General features: G+C 54.5%; 14 protein-coding genes and 1 other annotated feature. Of the genes, 4 read left to right on the top strand and 10 right to left on the bottom strand.

Going from position 1 to position 14473, the window contains the following annotated elements:
* Window positions 1–150: 150 nt before the first annotated feature.
* A complete protein-coding gene (gene tal, locus AC6I8N_RS03470) occupies window positions 151–1104 on the bottom strand; it encodes a transaldolase (protein ID WP_013507805.1) in 954 nt (317 codons plus the stop codon).
* A gap of 213 nt (window positions 1105–1317) precedes the next feature.
* Between tal and yaaA the strand changes: the two genes are divergently transcribed.
* Window positions 1318–2094 (top strand): peroxide stress protein YaaA, encoded by a 777-nt coding sequence (yaaA, locus tag AC6I8N_RS03465; protein ID WP_021184786.1) that lies wholly within the window; start codon window positions 1318–1320, stop codon window positions 2092–2094.
* A gap of 51 nt (window positions 2095–2145) precedes the next feature.
* Here the strand turns inward: yaaA and thrC are convergent, their stop codons facing one another.
* The 5 genes from thrC to AC6I8N_RS03440 form a co-directional block, all read right to left on the bottom strand.
* Window positions 2146–3429 (bottom strand): threonine synthase, encoded by a 1284-nt coding sequence (thrC, locus tag AC6I8N_RS03460; RefSeq protein ID WP_208724760.1) that lies wholly within the window; start codon window positions 3427–3429, stop codon window positions 2146–2148.
* A gap of 3 nt (window positions 3430–3432) precedes the next feature.
* Window positions 3433–4362, bottom strand: a complete 930-nt coding sequence (thrB, locus tag AC6I8N_RS03455) for a homoserine kinase (RefSeq protein ID WP_021184788.1) — start codon at window positions 4360–4362, stop codon at window positions 3433–3435.
* A gap of 2 nt (window positions 4363–4364) precedes the next feature.
* On the bottom strand, window positions 4365–6827 hold the full coding sequence (gene thrA, locus AC6I8N_RS03450) for a bifunctional aspartate kinase/homoserine dehydrogenase I (RefSeq protein WP_497830051.1): 2463 nt from the start codon (window positions 6825–6827) through the stop codon (window positions 4365–4367).
* 26 nt (window positions 6828–6853) lie between these two features.
* Window positions 6854–6975 (bottom strand) — a sequence feature (Thr leader region).
* Window positions 6911–6982: a thr operon leader peptide gene (gene thrL, locus AC6I8N_RS03445; RefSeq protein WP_071783593.1), complete on the bottom strand. Its 72-nt coding sequence runs from the start codon at window positions 6980–6982 to the stop codon at window positions 6911–6913. (Overlaps the previous feature by 65 nt.)
* Window positions 6983–7167: 185 nt before the next feature.
* Window positions 7168–7872: a tRNA/rRNA methyltransferase gene (locus tag AC6I8N_RS03440; protein ID WP_497830050.1), complete on the bottom strand. Its 705-nt coding sequence runs from the start codon at window positions 7870–7872 to the stop codon at window positions 7168–7170.
* Window positions 7873–8481: 609 nt separating this feature from the next.
* Between AC6I8N_RS03440 and arcA the strand changes: the two genes are divergently transcribed.
* Window positions 8482–9198 (top strand): two-component system response regulator ArcA, encoded by a 717-nt coding sequence (arcA, locus tag AC6I8N_RS03435; RefSeq protein WP_013507799.1) that lies wholly within the window; start codon window positions 8482–8484, stop codon window positions 9196–9198.
* A 66-nt stretch (window positions 9199–9264) separates the two neighbouring features.
* On the opposite strand, the gene creA is transcribed toward arcA, so the two are convergent.
* A complete protein-coding gene (gene creA, locus AC6I8N_RS03430) occupies window positions 9265–9738 on the bottom strand; it encodes a protein CreA (protein WP_013507798.1) in 474 nt (157 codons plus the stop codon).
* Window positions 9739–9933: 195 nt separating this feature from the next.
* Here creA and robA point away from each other — a divergent pair, with 195 nt between their 5' ends.
* Window positions 9934–10815 carry an MDR efflux pump AcrAB transcriptional activator RobA gene (gene robA, locus AC6I8N_RS03425; RefSeq protein WP_021184792.1) on the top strand — a complete coding sequence of 294 codons (882 nt, stop codon included), beginning with the start codon at window positions 9934–9936 and terminating at the stop codon, window positions 10813–10815.
* Between the two features lie 42 nt (window positions 10816–10857).
* On the opposite strand, the gene gpmB is transcribed toward robA, so the two are convergent.
* On the bottom strand, window positions 10858–11505 hold the full coding sequence (gpmB, locus tag AC6I8N_RS03420) for a 2,3-diphosphoglycerate-dependent phosphoglycerate mutase GpmB (protein ID WP_021184793.1): 648 nt from the start codon (window positions 11503–11505) through the stop codon (window positions 10858–10860).
* Between the two features lie 51 nt (window positions 11506–11556).
* Between gpmB and yjjX the strand changes: the two genes are divergently transcribed.
* Window positions 11557–12075, top strand: a complete 519-nt coding sequence (yjjX, locus tag AC6I8N_RS03415; RefSeq protein ID WP_497830049.1) for an inosine/xanthosine triphosphatase — start codon at window positions 11557–11559, stop codon at window positions 12073–12075.
* Here yjjX and trpR read toward each other — a convergent pair whose 3' ends face one another.
* Together trpR and sltY are read right to left on the bottom strand one after the other, a co-directional pair.
* A complete protein-coding gene (gene trpR, locus AC6I8N_RS03410; protein ID WP_497830048.1) occupies window positions 12076–12384 on the bottom strand; it encodes a trp operon repressor in 309 nt (102 codons plus the stop codon). It abuts the gene before it with no gap.
* Window positions 12385–12428: 44 nt separating this feature from the next.
* Complete coding sequence (sltY, locus tag AC6I8N_RS03405) at window positions 12429–14348, bottom strand: murein transglycosylase (protein ID WP_497830660.1); 1920 nt, start codon at window positions 14346–14348, stop codon at window positions 12429–12431.
* Window positions 14349–14473: the final 125 nt, after the last annotated feature.

Raw genomic sequence — 14473 nt, 5'->3', positions numbered from 1 at the left:
ATTCGAGTTGCAGGAAGGCGGCAAATGAATGAATCGCCGGGAGCTTACACCAGTAAGTGACCGCTGTGAATGAGTGCAGCCAACGCATCTGCAACTCGAATTATGACGGGGATTAAACCGTGGCGGGCAGTGCCGCCACGGTGTCATCACTTACAGCAGTTCAGCGATCATCTTCTCAAGTTTGCCCTGGTCGATGGCAAAGTTGCGGATGCCTTCCGCCAGTTTGGTGACGGCCATCGGGTCCTGGTTGTGCTGCCACAGGAACTCGGCTTCGGTCATTTTCGCCGGACGCGCTTTCACTTCGCCGCTGTAGCTCAGTTTACGCTCAACAGCGCCTTCGCTTTCAGCCAGCTCTTTCAGCAGGTTCGGGGAGATGGTCAGACGGTCGCAACCGGCCAGCTCGATGATTTCACCGACGTTACGGAAGCTGGCACCCATTACCACGGTTTCGTAACCGTGTTGCTTGTAATAGTTGTAGATCTCAGAAACAGAAACCACGCCCGGATCTTCGTGCGCAGCATACTCTTTCTTGTCGGTGTTCGCTTTATACCAGTCGAGGATACGACCTACGAACGGAGAGATCAGGAACACGCCCGCTTCAGCACAAGCACGCGCCTGCGCGAAGGAGAACAGCAGGGTCAGGTTACAGTTGATACCTTCTTTTTCCAGCTGCTCAGCGGCACGGATACCCTGCCAGGTTGAAGCCAGTTTGATCAGGATGCGATCGTTGCTGATACCTGCATCGTTGTACAGTTTGATCAGGCTACGCGCTTTGGCGATGCTCGCTTCGGTGTCATAAGACAGACGCGCATCGACTTCAGTCGAGATACGACCCGGGATCAGTTTGAGAATTTCCAGACCAATGTTGACGGCCAGCTTGTCAGAAACCAGCTGTAACTGCTCTTCTTTGTTGCTGCTCTGCTGACGTGCCCAGCTAATGGCTTCGTCAATCAGTTTACGGTATTCAGGAATTTGAGCGGCATTGAGGATCAAAGAAGGGTTGGTGGTGGCATCTTGCGGTTGATACAGCTTCATTGCCGCGATATCACCGGTGTCGGCGACCACAGTAGTCAGCTGACGCAAGGAAGTAAGTTTGTCCGTCATGGTTCTCTTTTCTCTTAGGTTGACTGTCAGGGTGAAAAAGGCTGTTGCGATAATATCACGCGGTAACCACGGTGCAAGGTCGCGGCGTGCCCTTTCCGATAGCACGGACAAATGGGAACGATTTGCCGATCCGTCACGCTTTTTTGCTACACTCGCCGAACAAATTTTCCGTTAATACCCTGAAAAACCTGGGGGTAAACCGAGGACAACACCATGCTGATGGTCATCTCGCCAGCCAAGACGCTGGATTATGAAAGCCCGCTTGCGACGCAAACCTTCACTCAACCAGCGCTGTTAGAAAAGTCACAACAGCTGATTGATGTCGCCCGTGATCTGTCACCGGCGCAAATCGCCTCGCTGATGGGCATCAGCGACAAACTGGCCCATCTGAACGCAGAACGTTTTAACGAATGGCAGCCCCCCTTCACGCTGGAGAATGCGCGTCAGGCGATTCTGGCGTTCAAAGGGGATGTCTACACCGGTTTGCAGGCTGAAACCTTTAGCGAAAAAGATTTTGCTTTCGCCCAGCAGCATCTGCGTATGCTGTCGGGTTTGTATGGTTTGCTGCGCCCGCTCGACTTAATGCAGCCCTACCGGCTGGAAATGGGGATCAAACTGACGAACCCGGCGGCGAAAGATCTCTATGGTTTCTGGGGTGATTTGCTGACGGAAAAACTGAATGCTGCGCTGGCGGAACAAGGCGATGACGTGTTGATTAACCTGGCGTCAGATGAATATTTCAAAGCTATCAAGCCGAAAAAACTGGCCGGGCGACTGATTAAGCCGGTGTTCCTGGATGAGAAGAACGGCAAGTTTAAGGTGATCAGCTTCTACGCCAAGAAAGCGCGTGGCCTGATGAGCCGTTATGTGATTCAGCACCGCCTGACCAAACCGGAGCAATTGAAGAAATTCGATGTGGATGGATATTTCTTTGCTGCGGCTGAAAGCAGCGAAAACGAGCTGGTGTTTAAACGCCACGAGCAGCAATAACCCGTAACGGCGCGATAAAAGAATGGCTGGCATTTGCCAGCCATTCTTATGTTATTTCAGCAAGAACGCACGCAGCGCGGCGAAATCTGCTTTCAAATTATGCGACAGCAGCGGCAGGTCGGCACGCTCAGCCAGTGCTTCCGGCAGCGGCAGCGTCTGCTCCAGAATCGCTTCAACGCTCTCCTTGAACTTCGCCGGATGCGCAGTGCCAAGGAACAGACCGTACTCACCTTCCTGCAACTGATCGCGCAGCAGACGATAAGCAATCGCCGCATGCGGTTCAGACAGATAACCGATTTCTGCCAGCTCACGCATGGTCGCTTTGGTGGTTTCGTCGCTCACCGCACCATAGGCCAGATCGCCCAGACGCCAGGTTTTGCGGCGGAACAACTCTTCCACGCGCGGCCAGTTGTTCGGCTGGCTCACATCCATAGCGTTGGACAGCGTGGCAACGGTGGCATGCGGCGTCCATTCGCCATTGGCGAGGAAGCGCGGCACGGTATCGTTGGCGTTGGTGGCAGCAATAAAGCGTTTGATCGGCAGACCGAGTGATTTCGCCAGCAGGCCTGCGGTCAGGTCACCAAAGTTACCACTTGGCACCGACACCACCAGCTGATTGCGTTTTTCCTGCGGCAGTTGCGCCACAGCTTCAAAGTAGTAGCAAATCTGCGCCAGCAGACGGCTGATGTTGATGGAGTTGGCTGAGTTCAGGCCGATCGCCTTTTTCAGTTCTTCATCATCAAAGGCTTGTTTCACCAGCGCCTGGCAGGCATCGAAATCGCCGTCGATGGCGATGGTTTCGATGTTCCCCCCCAGGGTGCAGAACAATTTTTCCTGCAACGGGCTGATTTTGCCCTGCGGATAGAGGATCACCACGCGCACGTTTTCCATGCCGTAAAACGCATGGGCTACTGCTGCGCCGGTATCGCCAGACGTGGCGGTCAGAATGGTGATTTTTTCATCGGCACCGCTGACATACGAAAGCATCTGCGCCATAAAACGGCCGCCGAAGTCTTTGAACGCCAGCGTCGGGCCATGAAACAGTTCGAGGCAGGCGACGTCGTCGCTCACTTTTGCCACCGGGGCCGGGAACGCAAACGCGTTTTTCACGCGCTCAGCCAACTGATGTGCGGCAATTTCGTCACCGATGTAAGCCGAGAGGATTTTGCTGCTGCGGGTAACAAAATCCATCTCCAGCATCGCATCGATGTCGGTCAGTTCAAATTCCGGCAGTTCGAGCGGAAAAAACAGCCCCTGCTGCGAGCCAAGGCCCTGCTTCACGGCCTGAGCGAAGCTCACCTGCTCGTTATGATCCTTAAGGTTGTAGAGTTTCATGCGTTATCCCAATTTACGTGCGCCAGCCGTATCAAGACGGCAGATATGGACGAAACCTTCTTCATTTTGCAGATAGTGCTGGCTCAGCCAGTCTGCCATCCGCTGTGCCGTTGCCATCTCGTTGCAAACGGCGAAAAGTGTCGGGCCGGAACCCGAAATACCGCAGGCCAGCGCGCCAATATCGGCTGCTGCCTGGCGTGCTTCCGCAAAGCCCGGCAGCAGTTTGGTGCGATACGGCTCCGCCACCACATCCTGCATCAGCTTCGCGGCCAGTTCTGGCTGCTGAGTATGACAGGCATGGATGAAACCGCCCAGCAAACGACCGTGTTTGATGATGTCCTGTTTACGATACTGCGCCGGTAGAATCGCACGCGCTTCAGCGGTGGAGACTTTGATGCCCGGATAGGCCATCACCCACAGCCACTCGTCAAACGACGGCACTGACTGGCTGATAATGCCGTTCTCTTCAATCATCAACTGCACGCCGCCGAGGAAGCACGGCGCAACGTTGTCGTAATGCACGCTACCGGAGATACGTCCTTCCAGCTCGCCCATCAACGCCAGCAGTTCGGTGTCATTCAACGGTTTGCCACAAAATTCGTTCATCGCCATCAGGCCAGCCACGACCGAGCAGGCGCTGGAGCCAAGACCCGAGCCGATCGGCATGTTTTTTTCCAGCGTCATCGCCACCGGCACTTCTTTACCAATCGCTTCACAAAAACGCTGCCAGCACTGATAAACAATGTTTTCCTGTGGATTGTCCGGCAGTTTGCTGACGAAGCGCCCTTTGTTTACCAGGCTAAAGCGGTCGGCCGCCTCGACCGACACACAATCACCCAGCAGGGTGCCATCCACCGGCGAAACCGCCGCGCCAAGCACATCAAAGCCGACGCTGACGTTACCTATCGAGGCCGGTGCATAAATTTTTACCATCATCAAACTCCCAACTTCCACGACAGCGTGCGCAGCAGATCGGCAAACACCCCGGCTGCGGTCACATCATTCCCGGCACCGTATCCACGCAGAACCAGCGGGATCGGCTGATAATAACGGCTATAGAACGCCAGGGCGTTTTCGCCATTTTTGACTTTAAACAGCGGATCGTTACTGTCCACTGCATCAATTTTCACTTTGCAGGCACCACCCTCTTCGATGGCACCAACGAAGCGTAACACTTTACCTTCATCACGCGCTTTGGCAACGCGCGCCGCAAAGGCGTTGTCCAGTTCCGGCAAACGCTGCATGAATTGCTCAACGTCAGCAATCTCCGTCAGACTGGCAGGCAGCAGCGGTTCGATCTCGATATCGCTCAGCTCCAGTTGATGTCCCGCTTCACGCGCCAGAATCAGCAGCTTACGCGCCACATCGGTGCCCGACAGGTCATCACGCGGGTCCGGTTCGGTGAAGCCCATGTCACGCGCCATTTTGGTCGCTTCAGACAGGGAAACGCCCTCATCCAGCTTGCCGAAAATAAACGACAGCGAGCCGGAAAGAATACCGGAGAATTTGATCAGCTCATCACCGGCATTCAGCAGATTTTGCAGGTTCTCGATCACCGGCAAACCCGCCCCCACGTTGGTGTCATACAGGAACTTACGGCGCGATTTCTCCGCTGCCGCACGCATCTGCTGGTAATAATTCCATGAAGAGGTGTTGGCCTTTTTGTTCGGCGTCACGACATGGAAACCATCCGCGAGGAAATCCGCGTACTGATCGGCCACCGCCTGGCTCGAAGTACAATCGACAATCACCGGGTTCAGCAGGTGATACTCTTTCACCAGACGGATCAGACGACCAAGATTGAACGGTTCTTTGGCTTCCGCCAGCGCCCCTTTCCAGTTACTGAGATCGATGCCGTGCACGTTGGTCAGCAACGCGCGCGAGTTAGCGATGCCACACACCCGCAAATCGATATGCTTTTGCTTCAGCCACGCCTGCTGACGATGTAGCTGCTCCAGCAACGCCGCGCCGACGCCGCCGACACCGACCACGAACACTTCAATCACCTGATCGGTGGCAAACAGCATCTGGTGCACCACACGCACGCCAGTAGTGACTTCATCGTTGCTCACCACGGCAGAGATGGAACGCTCCGAGGAACCCTGGGCAATGGCCACGATATTGATATTGGCTCGCGCCAGCGCGGAGAAGAACTTGGCAGAGATGCCACGCAGGGTACGCATGCCGTCACCGACCACCGAGATAATCGCCAGTTGCTCAACCACTTCCAGCGGATCCAGCAAGCCGTCTTTCAATTCGAGGTAGAATTCATCTTCCAGCACGCGGCGCGCACGCGCCAGCTCGTTCTGCGGCACGCAGAAGCTGATGCTGTACTCGGAAGAGGATTGGGTAATCAACACCACCGAGATACCGGTGCGCGACATCGCAGCAAACACGCGTGCCGCCATGCCAACCATGCCTTTCATCCCCGGTCCGGAGACGTTAAACATCGCCATGTTGTTGAGGTTAGTGATGCCTTTTACCGGGTTTTCATCATGCTCACCTTCGCCACCAATTAAGGTGCCGGGTGCTTGCGGGTTAGCGGTGTTTTTAATCAGGCAGGGAATCTGGAACTGGGCAATCGGGGCGATGGTGCGGGGGTGCAGCACTTTGGCACCAAAGTACGACAGCTCCATTGCCTCCTGATAGGACATGGACTTCAGCAGGCGCGCATCCGGCACCTGACGCGGGTCACAGGTATAGACGCCATCGACGTCAGTCCAGATTTCACAACAGTCAGCACGCAGACAGGCCGCCAATACCGCTGCCGAATAGTCAGAACCGTTACGGCCTAGCACCACCAGTTCGCCACGCTCGTTTCCGGCGGTGAAACCGGCCATCAGGATCATATGATCGGCAGGGATCTGGCTGGCGGCGATACGGCGGGTGGATTCATTGATATCCACGGTAGATTCAAGGTAGTGGCCGACGGCCAGCAGTTTTTCCACCGGGTCGATGACCGTCACTTTGTAGCCGCGCGCCTGGAGCAGCGCTTCCATAATGGCGATGGACAGCTTCTCACCCCGGCAGATGATGGCAGCATTGACCGCATCCGGGCACTGACCCAGCAGGCTGATGCCATGCAGCACCTGCTTCAGTTGGGCAAATTCGAGGTCAACGCGCGTCTTCAACCCTTCATAATCGAAGCCCGGCTGTGCATCGGCCAACCCCTGCAACAGCTCGGCAAAAATACGTTCGGCATCGCTGATATTCGGCAACGCATCCTGCCCGCTAATGGTTTTCTCAATCATCGCCACCAGATGATTGGTAATTTTCGCTGGCGCAGAGAGTACGGTTGCAACCTGTCCCTGTTGCGCATTGCTTTCCAGAATGTCTGCCACGCGGAGAAAACGTTCCGCATTGGCTACCGAGGTCCCGCCGAATTTCAGCACTCGCATGGTTAAAGCTCTCCTGAATTTATGCCGAAAAAAAAGCCCGCACTGGTTAGGTGCGGGCTTCTTTTTTGTTTTTCCTGTATGCGTCAGCCCGCACCGTTACCTGTGGTAATGGTGGTGGTAATAATAATGGTGGTGTTCAGGCTGTTTGTACGCATTGAGATTTTTTTCTGTCTGTCTTGATTGTCCGTCTGCCTTCCAGAATTAAAGCAAAGCGCACGTTAAGTCAACGAATTTGTCCTAAGACGGATTTTTCGCCACTACGCAGTGCTGCGCTTTGCCCGGAAAATGCCATCGGGATCGTTCAGCAAATAGCCACAACTCCCGATCTGTCACTGCAAAGTCAGGATTTACCCGAGTTATTATCTATAAGTTTTTTTTCTACGTCGTGCAGCAGACGATGCAGCATGGCGCTGTCACGTTGTTCCAGCAAACCGATACGTTGATCGATCCAGTCCACCATCTTGGCATCGTCGTCCACTGCCAGACGAACCAACAATTGCTGGAAACGCACCCGCAACGCCTGCAACTGCTGCGCATCCGCCATCGCTGCGGGCTGGGCCACCACCTGATTCAGCGCAGAGAGTTGGTAGCAATACACCATCACTGCCTGCCCGAGATTGAGCGAGGGATAGTCGTTTGCCATCGGAATGCCGGTGAGCAGGTCTACCTGTTCCAGCTCCTCATTGGTCAATCCGCTATCCTCGCGGCCAAACACCAGCGCTATCCGGCTCAGCCACTGGCGTTTCTCCTGCAAAATGGTTTCCACTTGTGCGGGTGTAGCGTAGTAACGGAACTTCGCCCGGCTGCGCGCCGTGGTCGCGACCGAGAAGTCCACGTCCTGAAGTGCGTCACTAAGCGTGTCATAAGTTTTTACGCTATCAAGGATTTCGCCTGCGCCGTGCGCCACGCGTCGGGCCGCCGGATCCTGCCAGGCATCGCTGGCGACAATACGCAACTCGCTAAAACCCATGGTTTTCATGGCACGGGCGGCGGCACCGATATTTTCTGGTCGGGCGGGAGAGACAAGAATGAGGGGGAAATGCATGATTTTTCCATCGAACTGTTAACAACTCAGCGTATGTTGGCATGCACACCGGAAAATACCAACCATGTGGATATAAGAAAATAAGATGTTAAGGATGTTAAAACAGAATAAAAGCGCGAGGTAGCATAAATTAACGTATTAAAGCTAAATTTCCGTGCCATTTTATTATAAAAGCATTAGATATCATCTTATTGAAATATAATTTCCGGCAAGTTTTTGTTTTGCTATTATGCAGCCGGAATGTAGCAAAAATGCTGCTTTTTGTGAGCTAAGCTGGCATTCCTGGAGAAGTTTTTCATAAAAGTGTTAACGTGCTACACTTGCATTTGATATAAGTCAACGAAGCGTTGTTTTTATGCTTATCGGTTGTTGTTGGTGCTGTTAGGTTGCTGTTAATACGGTTAGGATAAGCGCCAGTCCGATACCCACGGGGCACGCAAATATTCATCCTGACTGGCTGAGCTAACACTGAAGTTGACGTAGATGGATGGTGTATTCCGAAGATTATTTCGTACACCGGTTGCGAACGGCATGCTGTTACGATTAACAGTAAGTGCAACCGCCGTACGCCCTGTTTTCGATTTGTTGGCAAATTTTAGGTAGCGAAACATGCAGACCCCGCACATTCTTATCGTTGAAGACGAACTGGTCACGCGTAACACCCTCAAAAGCATCTTTGAGGCTGAAGGTTACATGGTCTATGAAGCCACCGACGGCGCCGAAATGCATCAGGTTCTGACGGAAAACGACGTCAATCTGGTGATTATGGACATCAACCTGCCGGGCAAAAACGGCTTGTTGCTGGCGCGTGAACTGCGTGAGCAGGCGAACGTAGCGCTGATGTTCCTCACCGGCCGTGATAATGAAGTGGACAAAATCCTTGGTCTGGAAATTGGCGCGGATGATTACATCACCAAGCCATTTAATCCGCGTGAGCTGACCATCCGTGCGCGTAACCTGTTGTCGCGTACCATGAATCTGGCGATGCCCAATGAGGAGCGTCGTCAGGTGGAAAGCTATCGTTTCAACGGTTGGGAGCTGGATATCAACAGCCGCTCACTGATCAGCCCGAACGGCGAGCAGTACAAGCTGCCGCGCAGTGAATTCCGCGCCATGCTGCACTTCTGCGAAAACCCAGGCAAAATTCAGACCCGTGCTGACCTGCTGAAAAAGATGACCGGTCGCGAGCTGAAGCCGCATGACCGCACCGTGGATGTCACCATCCGCCGTATCCGTAAGCATTTCGAATCTACGCCGGATACCCCAGAAATCATCGCCACCATTCATGGCGAAGGTTATCGCTTCTGCGGTGAGTTGCAGGACTAATCTGCACATATCTGTTCTGTAGCGGCGCGATAAATCGCGCCGCTACGAATAGGTGCCAGCCTGTTGTTAATGCCAGGGCATAATCGGCACAGCGCTCAGCGCGTTTTTTGGCGAGCCTTCCACCACTTTATCTGAGTAGGCCAGGTAGACCAGCGCGTTGCGCTTTTGATCATAAAAGCGTACAACCTGTAGCTTCTTAAAAACCAGCGATGTGCGCTTCTGGAACACCACATCTCCCTGCGCTTTACCTTGCGCAATTTTATCGCTCAGCGTAACCGGCCCTACCTGCTGGCAGGAAATCGCCGCATCGGAAGTGTCCTCGGCCAGACCTAATCCGCCTTTGATCCCGCCGGTTTTCGCCCGGCTGATATAACAGGTTACATTTTTTACATCGGGGTCATCAAAGGCTTCCACCACGATCTTATGATCGGGGCCAAACATCTTGAAAACCGTGTCAACTGAGCCGATCTCCTCTGCCTGGAGGGATCCCGCGAAGGCATATGTTGCCAGGGTGACTATAAGAAGGCGAGCTATTGTCATGGAGTTACCATTGCAAACGGAATAGATGAGAATGTAATGTACTGGCAATCGATAACAGAACCAAACCAAATGGGTAACAACCCGCATTGATGTAGCACAGTCGACTTACAAAACCGCCCTCTCGCCTTTTTGCATTTCGTGCTATTATTCGACGACTTCATAAGTTGCGCCACCAGAGAGTTATGAGGATGTTTTATGGACCAAGCCGGTATCATTCGCGATTTGCTTGTCTGGCTGGAGAGCCATCTGGATCAACCCCTTTCACTGGATAATGTCGCCCTGAAAGCGGGCTATTCCAAATGGCATCTGCAGCGCATGTTTAAGGACGTGACAGGCCACGCGATCGGCGCTTATATCCGCGCTCGCCGGCTGTCTAAGGCCGCGGTGGCGTTACGCCTCACCAGCCGTCCGATACTCGACATCGCCCTGCAATACCGTTTCGATTCCCAGCAGACCTTTACCCGTGCGTTCAAAAAGCAGTTTAATCAGACGCCCGCCTGGTATCGTCGTTCGTCAGACTGGAATTCCTTCGGTATCCGCCCGCCGATTCGTCTGGAAGATAACCACATGCCTGAGCCGCAGTTTGTCACGCTGCCGGAAACGGTGTTGGTGGGTCAAACCCAAAGCTACAGCTGCACGCTGGAGCAGATCTCCAGCTATCGCGACGAAATGCGTGTGCATTTCTGGAAACAGTTCCTGCTGGAAACCGATACCGTGCCACCGGTGCTGTATGGCTTGCATCAGGTACGCGCCAGCCATGAAAAGGATGATGAGCAGGAGATTCTCTACACTACCGCGGTGCCTGCCGATCAACTGGCAAAAAGCATGCAATCCAATCAGAGTGTGATTCTGGAAGCGGGTGATTATGTGCAGTTCACCTATAACGGACCGCGTACCGCGTTGCAGGAATTTATTCTGCTGCTGTACGGGACTTGCATGCCCACGCTGGGCCTGGTACGTCGTCAGGGGCAGGATATCGAACGTTTCTTCACCCACGGTGGCAAGAAGCGTAGCGAGCCACCTACCGAGATTCGCTGCGAGTATCTGATTCCGATACGTCCGGTGCAGGAACGCTAACAGCAAAATGCCGTCGTCATGACGGCATTTTCATATTGCGCTTCAGCGTTGCAGTTCATCCAGCGCTGGTGCATCCAGATGTGACACATCCCCGGCCGTCTCCACCACCCAGCCCGCTGCCAGCCAGGCGCTCTGCTGATGGTCAACGCGAGAGATGGAGCAGTTACGCAGACGCAAACGGCGTTCGGCATGTGCCGGTAAACCAAGAATGGTACTCACCAGCACGCCGAGTGCCATACCGTGGCTGACAATCAGTGGACGGCTGCCTGCCGGTAATCCGAGGCAATCATTTAACGCCGCGTGCATCCGCGCCGCCATCTCCGCCATCGACTCACCGCCAGGAATGCGACCGTTTTCGGTGCCATCCACCAGGGTTTTCCGCCAGCTCTCTTCTTCCGCCGTCAACCCTTCGATTGGGCGCTGTTCCAGCACCCCCATATTGAGTTCGCGCAGGCGCGCATCAAGCGTTACCGCACAACCGCAGGCATCCGCGATAATTTCCGCAGTGCGACGAGTACGTCCTAAATCGCTGGCAATCACATGGGTAATCCCCAGCGATTTAACGCGCTCACCCACCTGATGGGCTTGTTGCTCACCTTTCTCCGTCAGCGGACTGTCGGACTGCCCCTGAATGCGTCGGGCCGCATTCCAAACCGTTTCACCGTGACGAACAAGATAGACCTGTAGCATGCTTAATTTCCGTTATACTGCGACAAATTTGCCTTAAGGGTTCAAACAATTATGTACCATGTTGTCGCAGCCACCATCAATCCGGCAAAAATCCGCGCGATTGCACAAGCGTTCAACGACGTTTTCGGCGAAGGATCCTGCCATATTGAAGGGGTCGAGGTCGAGAGCGGCGTTGCAGCCCAGCCGCTGACGGATGTCGAAACGCGAACTGGCGCACGTCAGCGTGTTGCCAACGCACGCACCAAAAAAGCGGATGCGGACTTTTGGGTGGCCATTGAAGCCGGAATTGAAGGCGACAGCGCCTTCGCATGGATGGTGGTGGAAAATGCGCAGCAGCGCGGTGAATCACGCTCCGCCAGCTTTACGCTGCCAGCAGTAGTGATGGCAGGTTTGAGCGCCGGTCATGAGCTGGGTGATGAAATGGCGCGCTTAACCGGCGTGGAAAATATCAAACAGAAAGGCGGGGCGATTGGTGCCTTTACCCACGGGCTGCTGACGCGTTCCAGCGTCTACCATCAGGCGCTGATTCTGGCGCTTTGCCCGTTCACCCATCCGTTATACCAGCAGTGATCAGGCGCGTCCCAGACGCGCTTCCAGCCAACGTTTCAGCTCCGGCGGGGCTTCTTTCAGGCTGTTGGAGCCACGGGTGATGGTGGCAATGCCAACGCCCAGCTCATTCTTCAGCTCACGCTGGCTCATCTCTCCGTTCATCAACTCTTCAATGATGCGCAGACGCGTGCCAAAAGATTCCCGCTCATCCGGGGTCATCATCAATTGCAGCAACGGTAAGGCGACGCCATCGGCGAAGGCATTTTGCATCAGGTCAACAAAACGCAGCCAGTTATTTTCAACAGGCTGGGAAGAAAGGGGTTGGCTCATGAAGGGCTTCCGTACTCATTAACGAGTACGGAAGCATAACACAGTCAGTAGCGGCGATTCCACTCGCTATCTGCCAGAATCTTATCGGGTTGTCCCATGAAGTAACGATAGTAGGCATCATACGCCAGCACGTTCTTCACGTAGCCACGGGTTTCCGAGAAGGGAATGGTTTCAATAAACGCCACCGCATCCAGACGCCCACCACTGTTGTTCAGCCAGCTACGCACTCGTGACGGTCCGGCGTTGTAAGCTGCCGAGGCAAAGATACGGTTCTGCTCAAACTGCTGATAGACATAATCCAGATATTGCGTACCAATCTGGATATTGGTTTGTGGATCAAGCAATTGGCCGCTGTTCACATAACCGGGAATGTTATACATCTTCACGGTATGCGTGGCGGTCGCGGGCATCACCTGCATCAGCCCACTGGCCCCCACCGGCGAACGCGCTTTCGGGTTCCACGCACTCTCCTGACGCGAAATCGCCATAGCATAACTTTGCGGAATCGCTTTGCCGCTGGTGTATTGCTGATAAAGATTGCGCCATGCCAGCGGGAAGCGTTCTTTCAGGCTGTCCCACATTTTGGCGGTAATGGTGGCCTGCACGCTCAGATCCCACCAGTCCTGCTCATTGGCGTAGCGCGCCAGCATCTGTTGCTGCTCACGGGTTTTGCTGGAAACCAGGTTAGCCCATTCGCTGCGCGCCAGGTTATCCAGCCCCCAGTACATCAGCTCACGCACCCGTGCCAGTTCCGCCCCCTGCACCAGATTGCTCTCCGGTGCCGGAGCCGGATTCACCTGCAACGGGTAGTCGACGCCCAACCGCTGGGCCGCCACCATCGGATAGAACCCTCGTCCCTGCATTAACTTGCGCAGGATTTCGTCGGCTTCATCTTTACGTCCCTGCTCAATCAGCAGATCGGCCTGCCAGTATTGCCACTCATCTTTCTCTTTGGCCTCTACCGGCAGGCGAGCAATCCAGGTATTCAGTCCACGCCGGTCGTGATTACCCAGAGCCAGTCGCACCCGGCGCTCAATCAACGTGGTGGATTCGCTGTTCATCACCACGTTATCGCGCCAGCTCGCCTGCTCAGAAGTCACATCGTTGCCCATGAGACGCCACGCGACGATCTCTTTCAGCGCCTGCTCATCTGCCGGTCCCATCTTCTGCGACTGCACCAGTCCCGGGATCATCAGGCGCGCATTTTCTGCGTCCTCACGAGCCACACGGGCGAAAGCAAAGTTGGTGGCCTGGCGGGTAAAATCGGTTGGCCCAACGCTGCTGGCAAAACTGGTGACAGTTTGCGGGTTCTGCTGCAACGTCATCACTGCCGTGGCGATGGTTTGGTAATCCGCTGGCAACATCTTCGCCAGATAATTGACCAGGCTATCGTTACCCGCTTTCATCGCCAGGCGAATACGCTCAAGGATGGTGATCGGCGAGAGTTGCCCGGCAGATTGCCACACTGAGAACAACTGGTCGCAATCATTAGGCAGCGATGTCCCGCGCAGCCAGATGTCTTTCGCGCCATCAAACGCCACCTGCTGCTGGCCGGTGGCCCACTTGGCGTAATACCAGTTACAACGCGCCTGTACCGGTTGCGGTGCTTCCGGGCTGAAATTCAGCAATTCCTGCCATGCCTGACGGTGTGCCAGCACATTGACAAAACGGGTGGAGAGCGCACGCGCAGGCGGTAACGTCGGGTATTGTTGAATAAAATTCTTCACCGCCAGCGGCGTTTCCTGATCGAGATCCTGCGCCAGCATACGGTATTGCAGATAAGGATAGAGCGGGTAATCCTGTAGCGTTGGCATCAACTGTGCCACGGTGTCCATCTGCTTGTTATCCCAGGCTTGTTTTATCTGGGCATAACGCTGTCGTTGCTGGTCTAGCGAATCGGCCCACACGCTGCTGGCCGCACTGACCAGGCAGATCCCTATAATCCAGTTACGCCACTTATCCACTTCACTCTCCTCTTTGTGCTGCGATCCAGCTGCATGCCAGACTTTCTTCATGCTAACCAGGCCAACACGCTCTTGCCATGTTCTTCATAAAATTTACGATCACGCACCGCTATCGACCAGATGCT

The organism is Pantoea sp. X-Soil-TKNS-1279 (genome assembly GCF_059730565.1).
This window is presented reverse-complemented; position numbering and strand designations above follow the sequence as displayed.